This is a genomic window from Nocardia panacis (genome assembly GCF_003598715.1).
Lineage (GTDB): Bacteria > Actinomycetota > Actinomycetes > Mycobacteriales > Mycobacteriaceae > Nocardia > Nocardia panacis.
In genome coordinates, this window is record NZ_QZFU01000045.1 from 241233 (window position 1) to 257179 (window position 15947).

The following is a 15947-nucleotide window of genomic DNA, read 5'->3' on the forward strand; positions in this document are numbered from 1 at the left end:
AAGGACTCTCAGGTAGCAAATCCGTCTCCCCAGAAAGGATTCGAGCCAGATGACGGTCCTCGACTCGATTCTCGACGGGGTCCGCGCGGATGTCGCCGCTCGGGAAACCCTGGTCGATTTCCCGGCGGTGAAAGCCGCCGCGGCCGCGGCCCCCGCGCCCCTGGACGCCCGCGCCGCCCTCCTCGAAGACGGTATCGGCGTGATCGCCGAGGTCAAGCGGGCCAGCCCCTCCAAGGGCGAGCTCGCCGACATCCCGGACCCGGCCAGCCTCGCCAAAGCCTACGAGGACGGCGGCGCGCGGGTGATCAGCGTGCTCACCGAGAGCCGCCGCTTCCACGGATCCCTGGCGGACCTGGACGCGGTCCGCGCCACGGTGAACATCCCCATCCTGCGCAAGGATTTCGTGGTCGGCACCTACCAGATCCACGAGGCCCGCGCGCACGGCGCGGATGTCATCCTGCTCATTGTCGCGGCCCTGGATCAGGACACCCTGTCCTCGCTCATCGACCGCACCGAATCCCTGGGGATGACCGCGCTGGTCGAGGTGCACACCGAGGAGGAGGCCGATCGCGCGCTGAATGCGGGCGCGTCGGTGATCGGTGTCAACGCCCGCGACCTGAAGACGCTCGAGGTCGACCGCGACGTCTTCGCCCGTATCGCGCCGGGACTGCCCACCGAGGTCATCCGGATCGCCGAATCCGGGATCAGCGGCACCGCCGACCTGCTCGCCTACGCGGGCGCGGGCGCGGACGCCGTCCTGGTCGGCGAGTCGCTGGTGATCAGCGGCGACCCGCGCGCCGCCGTCTCGGAGCTGGTGACGGCGGGCACCCACCCGTCGTGTCCGCGTCCGCTGCGTCGGGGCCGGTGAGCGTCGTGACCGCACTGCCCGCCGCGTCGGTAGGAGTCCATGAGCGCAGCGCGCACGAGCCGGATGCGGGTGGCCACTGGGGTCGCTACGGCGGTCGGCACGTGCCCGAGGCGCTGATGGCGACGATCGAAGAGGTCACCGCCGAATACGACAAGTGCAGGCTGGATCCGGTCTTCCTGGCCGAATTGGATCGGTTGCAGCGCGATTACACCGGTCGCCCCTCGCCGATCTTCGAATGCGTGCGGCTGTCCGAGCACGCGGGTGGCGCGCGCATCGTGCTCAAGCGCGAGGACCTGAACCACACCGGTTCGCACAAGATCAACAATGTGCTCGGGCAGGCGCTGCTGGCTCGGCGGATGGGCAAGAAGCGCGTCATCGCCGAGACCGGCGCGGGTCAGCACGGGGTGGCCACCGCCACCGCCTGCGCCCTGCTCGGGCTCGAATGTGTCATTTATATGGGCGCGGTCGATACGGCGCGCCAAGCGCTCAACGTCGCCCGGATGCGTCTGCTCGGCGCGGAGGTCATCTCGGTCACCTCCGGTTCGCAGACCCTCAAGGACGCGATCAACGAGGCCCTGCGCGACTGGGTCACCAATGCCGACACCACCTACTACTGCTTCGGGACCGCCGCCGGTCCGCACCCGTTCCCGATGATGGTGCGCGATTTCCAGCGCGTTGTCGGGCTGGAGGCGCGCGCGCAGATCCAGGAGCTCACCGGCGGCCTGCCCGACGCGGTCGTCGCCTGTGTGGGCGGTGGCTCCAACGCCATCGGCATTTTCCACGCCTTCATCGACGATCCCGCCGTCCGCCTGGTCGGTTACGAGGCCGCGGGCGACGGCGTGGAAACCGGAAGGCACGCGGCCACTTTCACCGGCGGCACACCCGGCGCGTTCCAGGGCGCGTACTCGTACCTGCTGCAGGACGAGGACGGCCAGACCATCGAATCCCACTCCATCTCCGCGGGTCTGGACTATCCGGGCGTCGGCCCGGAGCACGCGTACCTGAAGGATACGGGCCGCGCCGAATACCACCCGATCACCGATACCGAGGCGATGGACGCGCTGCTGCTGCTCTCGCGCGCCGAGGGCATCATCCCGGCGATCGAATCCGCGCACGCCGTCGCGGGCGCGCTGAAACTCGGTCGCGAACTGGGCGAGGGCGCCGTCATCCTGGTCAGCCTGTCCGGTCGCGGCGACAAGGATATGGATACGGCGGCCCGCTGGTTCAACCTGTTCGATCCGGCCACCGAGGAGAAGGGGATCGCGCAGTGAGCCAGCAGTCGCGCCTCGCCAATACCTTCGCCGCCGCGCGGGCCGAGGGCCGCGCCGCGCTCATCGGCTACCTGCCTGCGGGCTATCCCGACCTGGCAGGCTCCATCGAGGTGTGCCGGACCATGGTCGAGGCGGGCTGCGACATCGTGGAGGTCGGCGTCGCCTACTCCGATCCCGTCATGGACGGCCCCACCATCCAGGCCGCCGCCGAGCAGGCGCTGCGCGGCGGGGTGCGGGTGCGCGACGTGTTCTCCGTGGTGGAGGGCATTGTCGAGGCGGGTGGCCAGGCCGTGGTCATGAGCTACTGGAATCCGGTGCTGCAGTACGGGGTCGACAATTTCGCCCGCGATCTGGCCGCGGCCGGTGGCGCGGGCATGATCACCCCGAATCTGATCCCGGAGGAGGCCGACGACTGGTTCGTCGCCTCGGCCACCCACAACCTGGACCGGATCTTCCTGGTCGCACCGTCCTCCACCGAGGAGCGGCTGGTCAAGACGCTCGGGGCGAGCCGAGGCTTCATCTACGCCGCCTCCACCATGGGCGTCACCGGCGCGCGCGAGGCGGTGTCCTCGGCGGCGCCCGCGCTGTGCGCGCGGGTGCGGGCGCACAGCGATATCCCGATCGGCGTCGGCCTCGGCGTGCGCAGCGGTGCGCAGGCGGCCGAGATCGCGGCCTACGCCGACGGTGTCATCGTGGGTTCGGCCCTGGTGACGGCGGCGAGCGTCGGCCTGGACGCGGTGCGTGACCTCACAGCCGAACTGGCCGCGGGTGTGCGCTCGGCCCCCGTTCGCACGTAGGGCCGCTCCCCGCGGCGGGTCGGTACCGCGCATTCGGCTACGGTGGGGCCGTGACTTTTCCAGTCCTGGCAGACAGTCTCCCGACCGGCCCCGGTGTGCTGGCCTATATCCCCAGCCCGCCGCAAGGCGTGTGGCACCTCGGGCCGCTCCCGCTGCGGGCCTACGCGTTCTGCATCATCATCGGCATCATCGTCGCCATCTGGTGGGGCGAGCGCCGGTGGCAGGCGCGCGGCGGCAAGGGCGGCGCGGTCCTCGACGTCGCCATGTTCGCGGTGCCGTTCGGCCTGGTGGGCGGGCGGCTCTACCACGTCGCCACCGACTGGCAGAAGTACTTCGGCGCGACCGGACATCCGGGCGACATCATCAAGATCTACCAGGGCGGCCTCGGCATCTGGGGCGCGGTCTTCCTCGGCGGTATCGGCGCGTGGGTCGGTTGCCGGGTCTATCGCATCCCGCTGCCCGCCTTCGCCGACGCCATCGCGCCCGGCGTCCTGCTGGCCCAGGCCATCGGCCGGCTCGGCAACTATTTCAACCAGGAACTCTACGGTCGCAGCACCACCGTGCCGTGGGGTCTGAAGATCTACGAGCGCTTCGACTCGCACGGCAGGTACTCCGCGCTCGACGGCGCCTCCACCGGTGTGGTGGAGAAGATCGTGCACCCCACCTTCCTCTACGAGATGGTGTGGAACATCCTGGTCGTCATCCTGCTGGTGCAGATCGACAAGCGTTTCCGCATCGGCCACGGCAGGCTGTTCGCCCTCTACGTCGCCGGATACTGCTTCGGCCGGTTCTGGGTGGAACTCATGCGCGACGACGACGCCACCCACATCGCGGGCATCCGGATCAACTCCTTCACCGCGGCGCTGGTCTTCCTCGGTGCCGTCGCCTACGTCATCTTCGCCACCAAGGGGCGGGAGCGGCCGGAAGAGTTGCAGCCCAGCGAGACTCCGCGTCCATGGCCGTGGCAACTCGGTGCGCTGCGTGCCGGTGAGGCGGAATCCGCTCCGGCCGCTACGGAATCCGCCGAGGGCGCCGACAAAGCGACCGCGGTAGAGGTCGATTCGGCCGGGGACAAGTCCGATTCTGCCAGGGGAGTATCGGATTCGGCCGAGTCCGAATCCGATTCGGATCAATCCCGGCCCGTCGAGAAATCCGCCGAACCGAATTCCGAGCAGGCGGATTCGGTCGCGCTGTCGAAATCCGCCGGGGCCGAACCGGATTCCGCCGTGAAATCCGAAACGAATTCCACCAAGTCATGATTCGACGCGCGCCTCGCCCGATCGAAAAGGGGCGAGACAGCCGCGCGCGATTCCGAGGAGAATGGTCGGCGCCGCACCAGGGATGTGCTCGATGCGTGGAGTGCGGGTGCGGGCCCGATTGAGGAGGACCGAGTGACCGACCCGTATCAAGACCACGAACCCAGACCGCAGTACGGCCCGCCCGGCACCGGACCCGGTATGCCGGGTCAGCCATACGGGCAGCCGTATCCGCAGCCGGGTTATCCGGTCGTCGGCTACAACCCCGCCGATCCGGAGGCCCCGTACGGGCGCAACCAGTTCGGCGAGCCCTACTCGGACAAGCAGAAGCTGCTCGCCGGTCTGCTGGAGATCCTGCTGCCCTTCGGCATCGGCCGGTTCTACCTGGGCCACACCGGAATCGCCATCGCCCAGCTGCTGCTGACCTTCCTGTGCGGCATCGGCGCCGTCTGGTGCGTCATCGACGGCATCCTGATCCTCGCGGGCAATGTTCGCGACCCGTACGGGCGTCCGCTGCGCGACTGAGCCAATCCCATCGCCACCGTTCGACGCACCGTGATCCCAATGCCGGCCACCCGCCGCGACCAGGCGTATTGTCTGCCGGATCTGTGTGTCGTGCGTCGGTCGCGGGCCGCGCACCACGAGGAGAGGGAATCGTGCGCCGCAAGCTGTTCGCCGTCGCCATGCTCGCCGTCGTCGCCGCCACCGGGCTCAGTGCCTGTGGCAGCAGTGCCGACCCGAATGTTTTGCGGGTCGGCACCGAAGGCACCTATAAGCCGTTCTCCTTCCAGGGGTCCGATGGCAAACTCACCGGCTACGACGTGGAGGTCGTCGAGGCGGTGGCCGCGAAGCTCGGCAAGAAGGTGGAATTCGTCCAGACACCGTGGGACGCCATCTTCGCCGGCTTGGAGTCCAAGCGCTTCGACCTGATCGCCAACCAGGTCTCCGTCAGCGACGAGCGCAAGGCCAAATACGCCATGTCGCGGCCCTACACCACTTCGGAGGGCGTCATTGTGACCCGCGCCGATAACACCTCGATCAACTCCCTGTCCGATCTGAAAGGCAAGACCTGCGCCCAGACCGCCACCAGCAACTGGGGCAAGATCGCGGCGGACGCGGGGGCCAAGGTCGAGGTCGTCGCCGATTTCGGACCCGCGGTCCAACTGCTCAAGCAGGGTCGGGTCGACGCCACCGTCAACGACAGCCTCGCCGTGGCCGAATACACCAAGACCACCGGCGACACCTCGATCAAGTCCTCCGCGAAGATCGGCCACACCAGTCAGCAGGCCATGGCCGCCCGCAAGGACGACCCGCTGATCGGCGAGGTGGACAAGGCGCTGGACCAACTGCGCGCCGAGGGCGCCCTGGCCAAGATCTCGGAGAAGTACTTCGGCACCGACGTCAGCAAATAGCGCGTGGATCCCAAAACACGGGAGCTGATCTGGCACAACCTGTGGCCGATGCTGCAGGCGACGCTGGACAAGACCCTCCCGCTCACGGCCATCAGCTTCGTCATCGGATTGGCCATCGCGCTGTTCGTGGCGCTGGCCAGGATGTCGAGGCTGTGGCCGGTCTCGGCGGCCGCCCGGTTCTACATCTCGATCGTGCGTGGCACCCCGCTGCTGGTGCAGTTGTTCATCGTGTTCTACGCGCTGCCGCAATTCCACATCGTCATCGACCCGTTCCCGGCGGCGGTGATCGCGTTCAGCCTCAATGTCGGCGGTTATGCGGCCGAGATCGTGCGCGCCGCGATCCTGAGCGTCGCGCACGGGCAGTGGGAGGCGGCCCAGGCGCTGGGCATGTCCTATCCGCAGCTGATGCGGTTGGTCATCCTGCCGCAGGCGTCGCGGATCGCGGTGCCGCCGCTGTCGAATACGCTCATCTCGCTGGTGAAGGATACCTCGCTGGCCTCCACCATCCTGGTCACCGAACTGCTGCGGGTGGCCCAGATCGCGGCAGCGCCGACCTTCGACTTCTTCGCCCTCTACGGCGTCGCGGCACTCTACTACTGGGTAATATGCCTGATTCTCGGATTCGCCCAGACCCGGCTGGAAACCCGACTGGCCAGACATATCGCCCGATGATCGCCGGAGAGTAGCCGTTCGCCCCAGACCCGCGAAACAAGTTCATATTTTTCACCCAGCTTTCACCCCTGCCGAGGCAAGCCCCACGTATGGGACGGGACTAGGCTCACACCCGTGATGCGACGGACGAAGATTGTGTGCACCCTCGGACCGGCCACTGCCACCGAGGACCGTATCCGCGAACTCGTCGAGAGCGGTATGGACGTGGCACGGCTGAACTTCAGCCACGGCGAGCACGCCGACCATGCCGAAAACTACAAGAAGGTACGTCAGGCATCGGATCACCTGGGCCGCGCGGTCGGCATACTCGCCGACCTCCAGGGGCCGAAGATCCGCCTCGGGCGCTTCCTCGAGGGCCGCACGATATGGGCGACAGGCGAACAGGTGCGCATCACCGTCGATGAGGTCGACGGCACCCACGACCGTGTCTCCACCACCTACAAAGAACTGGCCAAGGACGCCAAGGCCGGTGACAGGCTGCTCGTCGACGACGGCAAGGTCGGGCTGACCGTGCTGCGGGTCGAGGGCAACGACGTGGTCTGCGAGGTCACCGAGGGCGGCCCGGTCTCCAACAACAAGGGCGTCTCGCTGCCCGGTATGGACGTCTCCGTGCCCGCCCTGTCCGACAAGGACATCGAGGACCTGGAATTCGCGCTCAAACTCGGTGTCGACTTCATCGCCCTGTCCTTCGTGCGCTCGCCGTCGGATGTGGAGCTGGTGCACGATGTGATGGACCGGGTGGGCCGCCGGGTCCCGGTCATCGGCAAACTGGAGAAGCCGGAGGCCATCGACAACCTCGAGGCCGTGGTGCTCGCCTTCGACGCGGTCATGGTCGCCCGCGGCGACCTCGGCGTGGAACTGCCGCTCGAGCAGGTGCCGATCGTGCAGAAGCGCGCCATCCAAATGGCCAGGGAGAACGCCAAACCCGTCATCGTCGCCACCCAGATGCTGGAGTCGATGATCGAGAACTCGCGCCCCACCAGGGCCGAAGCCTCCGATGTCGCCAACGCGGTGCTCGACGGCGCGGACGCGGTCATGCTCTCGGGGGAGACCTCGGTCGGCAAATACCCGATCGAGACGGTGCGCACCATGGCGCGCATCGTGCACGCGGTGGAGACCGAATCCACTCGGGTCCCCCCGCTCACCCACGTGCCCCGCACCAAGCGCGGCGTCATCTCCTACGCCGCCCGCGATATCGGCGAGCGGCTCAACGCGAAGGCCCTGGTGGCCTTCACCCAATCCGGCGATACGGTGCGCCGCCTGGCCCGGCTGCACACCCCGCTGCCGCTGCTGGCGTTCACCCCGCTGCCCGAGGTGCGCAGCCAGCTCGCCTTGACATGGGGCACGGAAACGTTCATCGTTCCGACGGTGGACAGCACCGACGCGATGATCCGCCAGGTGGACCAGGCGCTGCTGTCCATGGATCGGTACCAGAAGGGCGACCTGGTGGTCATCGTGGCGGGTTCCCCGCCCGGCACCGTCGGCTCGACCAACCTGATCCACGTGCATCGCATCGGCGAGGAGGATCACTGATTTGAGCGTGTCCCGTGGCGGTTCGGTCGGCGTCGCGTCGACCGGGAATCCGGATTTGGACGTGCTGCTGACACTGCTGGATCTGGAGCGGGTCGACGAGGACGTCTTCGTCGGACAGCATCCGGCCAAGGTGTGGAGCCGGACCTTCGGTGGCCAGTTGGTGGCCCAGGCCATCATGGCCGCGGGTCGCACGGTCGGCGACCGGCCCATCCACGCCGTCAACGCGCATTTCGTGCGCGGCGGCGATGTCAAGCGGCCCATCGAATACCGGGTGGACCGCCACCGGGACGGCCGCTCACTGGCCAACCGCACCGTCACGGCCACCCAGGACGGCCAGGAGCTGTTCGTCATGCTGGCCGCCTTCCAGGACCACGGCAAGGGCCTCGAGCACGCGCACGCGCGGCCCGAGGTCCCCGACCCGGAGTCGCTGCCGCGGGTGGAGGCGAGTTTCGCGGGCCTGGAGGACAAACTGGAGATGTTCGTCAAGGCCCCCCACCCGATCGATATGCGCTACACCAACGACCCGGCCTGGATCATGAAGGGCACCGGCGAACGGCTCAATCACAACAGGGTATGGATGCGCGCCGACGGCCGCCTCCCCGACGACCCGCTGATTCACGTTGCGACACTGGGCTATTCGTCGGATACCACGGTGCTGGACTCGATCATCACCACCCACGGGCTCTCCTGGGGGCTGGACCGGATCATCGCCGCGACGGTGAACCACTCGATCTGGTTCCACCGCCCCTTCCGCTTCGACGAATGGGCGCTCTACGCAACGGAATCCCCCGTCGCCTCGGGCTCGCGCGGCCTGGCCACCGGCCGGTTCTACTCGCGCGAGGGCGAACTGCTCGCCACCACCGTGCAGGAGGGCGTGATCCGGCACTTCCCTTCGCGCGGTTGACCTTTCGTCAGATCAGTTCGCGATTGGTGTCGAAATCCTTGGTCTGATGGTGACGACACCGCATGGTCCACGGGATGGTGGTGCCGGGCGGGGCGGCCGCCAGCGCCGAAAGGCGCGCCGCCAGTTTGTTTTCCAGCGCCGCCACCCCCGACTCGGTCAACCTGCTGGCCGGGCCGACCAGACTGATGGCGATCTCATAGGTGTGACACTGCCGCGGCGCGAGCCCCGGATGGTCAAGCCGCCACTGGGTTTCGAGCAGCAGATGGGCCTCGTCGTCAATGTCGACCGGGAGGGTGAAGCGCCAAGCGAACACCTCGCGATTGCGCAGATGCTGATCCACCGCCTCGCGCACCGTCTGCACGACGCGGTCGAGGGTTTCCGCTGTCACATAAACATGGAGCGAAACATCCGAAATTCGCTTCGGCATGTCTGATTCCTGTCTTGTGTGGGACGGGCCGAGCTCTCGGCGGGAAGTACGGCTTCGACTTTCGCTGTACTTCGGGGTGTGCTTTGGGCCGTACTTGGCTCTGCTTGTCCCGGGGAGTGTAATCCCTTTTTCACCGTTTCGGTCAATCCCACTCGTCGTTGCGGCACAGGCGAACCCGCGCAGCCGGGCCGAATCCCGCGCCGTAGCGGCCCCACCGGAGAATTCGATAGGGGGGCCTGCGAACAGCGCATCTAATGCAGAACGGCCCGCTGAGCGGCGAGGAACGTCGACAGCGGGGCTCGACCGCGCGCGGGCCGAATCGCCAGACCGGGACCGCCCTCGCTCAAATGCGTCTGCTCGACCGGGGCCAACGCCAGCAACAGCGGCACCAGCGCCTCCGCGATACGATCCCCGACCTCGCAGTACGCCGCCGCCGACAACCCCACCGGATCGGCGATCCCCTCCCGCCCGACCATGGACAGATCATTGCGCGCCCGATGCAACTCCTCGATCGTGCGCGCCCCCGTCACCTTCGCGATCCGAGCCGCCTCCAACAGCGTGTACGTACGCGGCCCCGCCCCCCACGCCGACTCGATGCAGTGATCGCGCAACTGACGATTCATCGCCAACACCAGATCGGCCCGATCAATCATCTCCGGCCGCAACCGGCGCGCCGCGAAATCTCCCGCGGCGCCACCCAAACCCACGATTGCCTGCGCGGCAAGCGGTTCGATCGGAAACCCGACCAGCGCCCGCGTCCCCGCGCTCTCCGCGGTCAAACCGAACAACCGGTGCTCGACCGCCACGGCCCTGGTGAGCCGCTCGGCGATCGCCGAACGACAGACATTGCCATTGCAGACGAACAGGACGTGCATACGGGCTACGGTAGAACTCCGGCTACCCGTCCACCCGGTCCAAAAGCCGCAAACACCGGTTCGGCAGCACAATTTCATCTGCCCGACGCGCACCGTACACGTGTCGCGCCGGACCGCCCCCGCACGCGCCCACCAGCGCATTCGTTATTTCCACCACCCGCCCGCTATAGTTTCATCCCAGTGCGCCGGGTTGGCGGAACTGGCAGACGCGACGGTCTCAAAAACCGTTGTCCTAACGGACGTGTGGGTTCGAGTCCCACACTCGGCACTCGACCAAGGCATACCCATGCTCGCGGGATGCGCTCGCGGGGGGCTTGGCCTCGTCATTTTCTCTGGGGGTGCAACCCCCAGACCCCGCTCGGGGGGTACCCCCGAACCCCCTTCTGCTGTGGTTGCTTGGCGGGGGTTCGTTGTGGTTGCTGTGGTTGCGTGGCGGGGGTTCGTTGCGGTTCTTGTGGTTGTTTGGCGGGGTTTGTCGCGGTTGCTTTGCGGGGTTTGTGCGGTTCCTGTGGTTGCGCTTGGGGGCGTGGCGGTTCTTGTGGTTGCGCTTGGGGGCGTGGCGGTTCTTGTGGTTGCGTGGGGTTGTTGTGTTCTTCTGTGGGGTTGGGTTCATCCACCTGGGGGGTTGTGTTCTTCTGGGGTTGTGTGGTGGGGCTTTTGGGGTTTTGGGTTTGGTGCTGGGGATTTCGTTGGTGACCTGGTGGTTTTGGTTGTGCAATTCGGGGGTTGCGGGCATTCTTTGCTTGCTTGGGGTGGCGGTTGATGATACAACTTTGGATGGACGTATTGAATCGCATCCCTTGTTTGGGATTCTGTTTTTCTTGTGCTTCCGGCGTGTTAAGGAGGGTTTCGCCCGGCGGTGCGCAGTGGAATTGTACCCAGGTCTGTGTTTGATGGCGGCGTGGGGTGTTTGGTATTCGGGCGTCCCTTGATGTTGGTTTGACCTAAGGGGAGTCATGGCATCGGCTGCCGTTGATTTCGCATTGCGCGATGATGAACTGGAACTGTTTCACAAGCAGGGGTATATCGGGCCTTTCGATCTCTATGAGCCCGATGAGATGGAGCGGAATTTGCGGGCGCTGCGGCCCAAGCTCTTGAATACCAAGAATTCTGTTTACAGTGCTCGGGAGGCCGTTTCGGGGGTGACGAATCTGGCCAACTATGATCGGCATCTGGATGTTGACTTCTTGGCCTCGCATATTACCCGGCCGGAGATTGTGGATCGGGTTTCCAGTATTCTGGGGCCGGATACACTTTGTTGGCGGAGTGAGTTCTTCCCGAAGTATCCGGGGGATGAGGGGACCGATTGGCATCAGGCGGATAATTTCTCCAATGTCGCGGGGTCCAAGTATCCACAGATCCTGTGGCCGGAGGATGCCGAGTTCGGGGGGACGATCACGGTGTGGACGGCGTTCACCGAGGCCAGTATCGCCAATGGGTGTTTGCAGTTCATTCCGGGGTCGCATCGGACCATGAACTACGATGAGTCCAAGGTGATGGACTATCAACCGGATGCGATAAACTCCGTGGAAAAGAATGGGGTGCGGCGGGGGTTCTTCGGGTACGACTATCGGCAGTTGCAGAAGGATCCGTCGTGGAGTCCGGATGAGGCGGCGGCTGTTTCGCAGGTTATGCGGCAGGGGCAGTTCATTATCTTCTGGTCCACGCTGATGCATGCTTCGCATCCGCACAGCGGGGTCGATGATCGGATGCGGCTCGGGTTCGCCGGGCGGTATCTGCCTACTTCGGTGCGGGTCTATCCCTATTCGGACGGTCTGGAGGAGTTCGGCGGGAAGGCCAGTTTGGACCGGTTCGGGAATGTGCTCACCTCTGGGACCGATACGTATGGGCATAATCGGTTCGTTTCGCAGACTGTGAATGGGTATTCGTTTGCCGCGCGGCCGGGGGTGGAGGCGTGAGCGCGCCGGAGGAAATCGAGCAGTGGGTGGGGCGGACCTGTGGTGATTTGGGGCTGTCGGTGGTGGACGGTGCGACGGATTTCTTCGAAATCGGCGGGACCTCCCTGACGGCCACCCGGTTGATCGCTCGGGCGGAGGAGCGGTTCGGTGTGGACGCGTTGCCGCCGGAGGATCTGTATGAGCGCAGCACCATTCATCAGATCGCCGAGACCATTGCCAAACATAGGGGAGATATCGCCGAATAGGCGAAGCCGTCCCGAAACTCCGCGCATGGCCGCAGCGATGGCGGAGGTACGCCTCGCAGTGCGTGTCGTGTCCGCTGTGGCGCCGCAGGTTCGGTGCCACAGCGCGGCACGTCCATCGATGTTCGTAGGACCCGCATGATCACCCTCTCCGCATCCCCGGCGGCGCTCGCTGCGCATCGACTCTTGAACGACACGGCCGTCGAGTGTCCCGACCGGACGATTCCCGAAGTCTTCGACGGGATCGCGGCCCGGTATCCGGCCGAACCCGCCGTTGTCGCAGGCGCTCGCACCTATACCTATGCCGAGCTCGGTGCCGCTGCCGATCGACTGTCGGCTCGCCTTGTCGGCGTCGGCGTGGGACACGGCACCGTGGTCGCGGTTTCGATGGGCCGGACGTTCGATCTCATCGTCGCGCTGCTCGCGATCCTGAAAAGCGGTGGCGTCTACCTGCCGATCGATCGCACCTGGCCCGCATCCCGGCTGGCGGGCATCCTCGCCGAGTCCGACTGCCTGCACGCGGTTTCCGACGAACTCGCCGATATCGCACGTCTTCCGCGGCTCGCCGTGCTGGTGGTGGGCGAGCCGCGGGCTGATGATCGGTCGGCGCCTGCCATCGACGCCGCCTGCGCTGCGGACGACCTCGCCTACATCGTGTTCACCTCGGGTTCGACGGGCGTCCCGAAGGGGGTGCCGATATCGCATCGGGCGGTGAACCGGCTGGTGCACGCGCCGAACTATGTCGAATTGGGGCCGGGGGTGCGGATACTCCAGTTGTCCGCGGTGATATTCGACGCGGCGACCTTCGAGATCTGGGGTGCGCTGCTGACAGGCGGCGCGTGCGTGCTGTATCCGGGTGGGCGGCTGTCGCTTTCGGCGTTGGAGCGGGTGATCGTGGCGGGCGGGGTGACAACCACCTTCTTGACCACGGCGCTGTTCAATACGGTGGTCGACGAGCGGCCGCAGGTGCTCGATCCGGTGCGGACGGTGCTGAGCGGTGGTGAGGCGCAGTCGCTTCCACATGTGATGCGCGCCTTCGAGCGGTGGGGGCCGGGCAAGGTGGTCAATGCCTATGGGCCGACGGAATGTACGACCTTCGCCCTCTGCTATCGCGTCGATATCGCGCCGGGGGATGAGGTGCCGATCGGGTCGCCGCTGCAGAACACCGGCGTCTATCTCATTCGGGGGCAGCGGCTTTGCGAACCGGGGGTGGTGGGTGAGATATGTCTCGCCGGTCCCGGATTGGCGGACGGATATCTCGGTGCGCCGCGATTGTCGGCGCGGCAGTTCGTGCGGTGTCGGATCGACGGCGTCGAGTGTCGGCTGTATCGGACGGGAGATCGGGGGACGCTGGTGGATGGGCGGATCCTGTTCCGGGGGCGCGAGGACGACCAGGTGAAGATTCGGGGGTTCCGGATCGAGCTCGGTGAGATCACGCACCAACTGGGTCGATGTGCCGGTATCGGACAGTGTTTCGTGACCGTGGTCGATGACGGCGCGGGGGAGCGAATCCTCGCCGCATTCCTCAGCGCGGCCGACCCGGCGCTCACGGTGGCATCGGTGCGCGCGCATCTGGCGAAAACCCTTCCGGGCTATATGATTCCGTCTCGGATCACGGTGGTCGACACGATGCCGCTCGGGCCGACCGGGAAGGTCGACCGAGCCGCGTTGCTGGCCGAGAATCCGTCGGGCGCTGTGGTTTCCGGGGTGGAGCGATGAGTGCCGAGTTCCGGGAGACGGTGCGCGCGGCCCTCGCCGAGATCGTCCTCCCGTACGCCGACCAATGGGAGCGGCAGGGGCGGATGGATCGCGCGGCCTGGCTCGAACTCGGTGCGCGCGGCCTGCTCCACGCCGGCCTGACCGGCACCGATTTCCTGTGTGGCGCAATAGTTTTGGAGGAACTCGGCCGGACCGGCTACGCCGGGGTCCGGGCCGCCGTCGCGGTGCACGCCTTCATGGCCGCCTACTATCTCGAGCGATTCGCGACGCCCGAGCAGCGACACTACCTGGAGGATCTGCGCGCGGGCCGCCTGATAGTCGGACTGGCCATCAGCGAGCCCGAGGCCGGATCCGATCTGCGCACACTGACCACGGTCGCGCGCGAGAACTGCGACGCGCCAACGGAATACCTGGTATCGGGCACCAAATCCCCGATCGCCAACGGTCTGGACGCCGACATCCTCATCACCTTGGCCAACACCGCCACCAGGCCCACCTCGAACGCGCTGGCGTGCTCGTCGCTGCTGATCGTCGACCTGCGCGACGCCCCGGTCACCCGAACCCCGCTACCCATGCTCGGTTGGCACAGCGCGGGCCTGGCCACGATCGAATTCGCCGAGGTCGGCGTCCCGGCCGGGAATCTGCTCGGCCGCCGCGACCGCGCCATGCTGCACCTCATGGCGGCCCTGGATTTCGAGCGGTTGGCCGCGTCCCTGCTCGCTCTCGGCGGCGTGGGGCACTGCCTGGAACTGACCCTCGCGCAGGTGCGCGCGCGCGTCATCGATGCCGACCCGCTGGTCGCCCGCCAGGCGATTCGGCATCGCCTCACCGCATTGACAGGCGAATTATCCGTTCTGACAACGTATCTCGATCGCGCCGTGCGGTCGCACGCCATCGGCGAGTTGGATACCTATACCGCCGCCACTGCCAAACTCATGTCCACCGAACTCGCCGCGGCAGCGGCTCGCGCCTGTTTGCAATTCCACGGTGCGCGCGGTTATCGCGCCGATGCCGCGCCCGCCCGTATCTATCGCGATGCGGCCGGAGCGATACTCGCGGCGGGGCCGAGTGAGCTGATGCACGAATTGATGTTCACGGGTATCGATGAAGCCCTGAACACATACGGCCCTTCACCCGCCTGACACCCGCCAATCCGCTGCCGTGAGCGCCGCCTTTGCGCAGGGTATATACGTTGTATGCGGAAGTGAAAGGTACTCTTTACATCACTCGACCGCCCGGTGGTGATCGGCGGCCACACAGGGCTTGTCGCGGCCATCATTCGGCGTGTCGGGGTCAGGCATCGGAACCAGAGGGGTCTACCTATGAGCACTACAGCAGGGGGCGCCGGCACGAAGCGGGACGCCGGGGCGAAGCGGGTCGTCGTCGCCGAGGACGAGGCGCTCATCCGGATGGACCTGGTCGAGATGTTGACCGAGGAGGGTTACCAGGTGGTGGGTGAGGCGGGCGATGGTCAGCAGGCCGTCGACCTCGCCGTGGAGCACCGGCCCGATCTGGTGATCATGGATGTGAAGATGCCCCGCCGCGACGGGATCGACGCCGCGGCCGAGATCGCCTCGAAACGGGTTGCGCCGGTGGTGATCCTGACGGCGTTCAGCCAGCGGGATCTGGTGGAGCGGGCCAGGGACGCGGGTGCGATGGCCTACCTGGTCAAGCCGTTCACCAAATCGGATCTGGTGCCCGCCATCGAACTGGCCGCCAGCCGTTTCCATGAAATCACCGCGCTGGAGAGCGAGGTGGCGAATCTGTCCGACAGGTTGGAGACGCGCAAACTCGTGGAGCGTGCCAAAGGTGTGCTGATGCAGACGCAGGGGCTGTCCGAGCCGCAGGCGTTCAAATGGATTCAACGCACCGCGATGGATCGGCGTACCACAATGAAGGCGGTCGCGGAGGTCGTATTGGAGAACCTGACTCCTCAGTGACATCGCGCACCGCGAATCGTAAGCATGTGAAACATTGCCGACTCGCGATGTTCGTTGCAATGTCATCGACATGATCCGAATGTGATGCGGAACTCAGCGGCCGACGCTATGT

At 66.3% G+C, this 15947-nt stretch carries 16 protein-coding genes and 1 tRNA gene; 15 read left to right on the top strand and 2 right to left on the bottom strand.

Annotated elements, in window-relative coordinates; translation table 11 throughout:
- Window positions 1-49 precede the first annotated feature (49 nt).
- The 9 genes from trpC to D5S18_RS31705 all read left to right on the top strand — a co-directional run bounded on the left by trpC (window position 50) and on the right by D5S18_RS31705 (window position 8713).
- Window positions 50-868, top strand: a complete 819-nt coding sequence (gene trpC / locus D5S18_RS31665) for an indole-3-glycerol phosphate synthase TrpC (protein ID WP_120044795.1) — start codon at window positions 50-52, stop codon at window positions 866-868.
- Window positions 838-2139 carry a tryptophan synthase subunit beta gene (gene trpB / locus D5S18_RS31670; protein WP_439651200.1) on the top strand — a complete coding sequence of 434 codons (1302 nt, stop codon included), beginning with the start codon at window positions 838-840 and terminating at the stop codon, window positions 2137-2139. The genes trpC and trpB overlap by 31 nt, the downstream gene beginning before the upstream one ends.
- Entirely contained in the window at window positions 2136-2936 is an 801-nt protein-coding gene (gene trpA, locus D5S18_RS31675) for a tryptophan synthase subunit alpha (protein WP_120044796.1), read from the top strand. Before trpB ends, trpA begins: the two co-directional genes overlap by 4 nt.
- A 50-nt stretch (window positions 2937-2986) precedes the next feature.
- On the top strand, window positions 2987-4195 hold the full coding sequence (lgt, locus tag D5S18_RS31680; protein WP_239004118.1) for a prolipoprotein diacylglyceryl transferase: 1209 nt from the start codon (window positions 2987-2989) through the stop codon (window positions 4193-4195).
- A 132-nt stretch (window positions 4196-4327) separates the two neighbouring features.
- Window positions 4328-4717, top strand: coding sequence for a TM2 domain-containing protein (locus D5S18_RS31685; RefSeq protein ID WP_239004119.1), 390 nt, complete (start codon window positions 4328-4330; stop codon window positions 4715-4717).
- Window positions 4718-4848: 131 nt separating this feature from the next.
- Window positions 4849-5604 carry a transporter substrate-binding domain-containing protein gene (locus tag D5S18_RS31690; RefSeq protein ID WP_203237012.1) on the top strand — a complete coding sequence of 252 codons (756 nt, stop codon included), beginning with the start codon at window positions 4849-4851 and terminating at the stop codon, window positions 5602-5604.
- Between the two features lie 3 nt (window positions 5605-5607).
- Window positions 5608-6276, top strand: a complete 669-nt coding sequence (locus tag D5S18_RS31695; RefSeq protein WP_120044798.1) for an amino acid ABC transporter permease — start codon at window positions 5608-5610, stop codon at window positions 6274-6276.
- A 114-nt stretch (window positions 6277-6390) separates the two neighbouring features.
- Window positions 6391-7809: a pyruvate kinase gene (pyk, locus tag D5S18_RS31700; RefSeq protein ID WP_203237013.1), complete on the top strand. Its 1419-nt coding sequence runs from the start codon at window positions 6391-6393 to the stop codon at window positions 7807-7809.
- Between the two features lies 1 nt (window position 7810).
- Window positions 7811-8713: an acyl-CoA thioesterase gene (locus D5S18_RS31705; protein ID WP_239004120.1), complete on the top strand. Its 903-nt coding sequence runs from the start codon at window positions 7811-7813 to the stop codon at window positions 8711-8713.
- Window positions 8714-8720: 7 nt separating this feature from the next.
- Here the strand turns inward: D5S18_RS31705 and D5S18_RS31710 are convergent, their stop codons facing one another.
- A complete protein-coding gene (locus D5S18_RS31710; RefSeq protein ID WP_239004121.1) occupies window positions 8721-9101 on the bottom strand; it encodes a hypothetical protein in 381 nt (126 codons plus the stop codon).
- A gap of 290 nt (window positions 9102-9391) precedes the next feature.
- Window positions 9392-10015, bottom strand: a complete 624-nt coding sequence (locus D5S18_RS31715; protein ID WP_120044801.1) for an arsenate reductase/protein-tyrosine-phosphatase family protein — start codon at window positions 10013-10015, stop codon at window positions 9392-9394.
- A gap of 184 nt (window positions 10016-10199) precedes the next feature.
- Between D5S18_RS31715 and D5S18_RS31720 the strand changes: the two genes are divergently transcribed.
- The 6 genes from D5S18_RS31720 to D5S18_RS31750 all read left to right on the top strand — a co-directional run bounded on the left by D5S18_RS31720 (window position 10200) and on the right by D5S18_RS31750 (window position 15835).
- A tRNA-Leu gene (locus D5S18_RS31720) sits at window positions 10200-10283 on the top strand.
- A 688-nt stretch (window positions 10284-10971) separates the two neighbouring features.
- On the top strand, window positions 10972-11934 hold the full coding sequence (locus tag D5S18_RS31730) for a chlorinating enzyme (RefSeq protein ID WP_120044803.1): 963 nt from the start codon (window positions 10972-10974) through the stop codon (window positions 11932-11934).
- Window positions 11931-12179: an acyl carrier protein gene (locus tag D5S18_RS31735; protein WP_120044804.1), complete on the top strand. Its 249-nt coding sequence runs from the start codon at window positions 11931-11933 to the stop codon at window positions 12177-12179. The genes D5S18_RS31730 and D5S18_RS31735 overlap by 4 nt, the downstream gene beginning before the upstream one ends.
- Before the next feature lie 135 nt (window positions 12180-12314).
- A complete protein-coding gene (locus D5S18_RS31740; RefSeq protein WP_120044805.1) occupies window positions 12315-13895 on the top strand; it encodes an amino acid adenylation domain-containing protein in 1581 nt (526 codons plus the stop codon).
- The gene (locus D5S18_RS31745; protein WP_120044806.1) at window positions 13892-15037 is read left to right on the top strand and encodes an acyl-CoA dehydrogenase family protein; all 1146 of its coding nucleotides are present in this window, start codon (window positions 13892-13894) and stop codon (window positions 15035-15037) included. Before D5S18_RS31740 ends, D5S18_RS31745 begins: the two co-directional genes overlap by 4 nt.
- A 180-nt stretch (window positions 15038-15217) precedes the next feature.
- Window positions 15218-15835 (top strand): ANTAR domain-containing response regulator, encoded by a 618-nt coding sequence (locus D5S18_RS31750; RefSeq protein WP_120044807.1) that lies wholly within the window; start codon window positions 15218-15220, stop codon window positions 15833-15835.
- Window positions 15836-15947 lie beyond the last annotated feature (112 nt).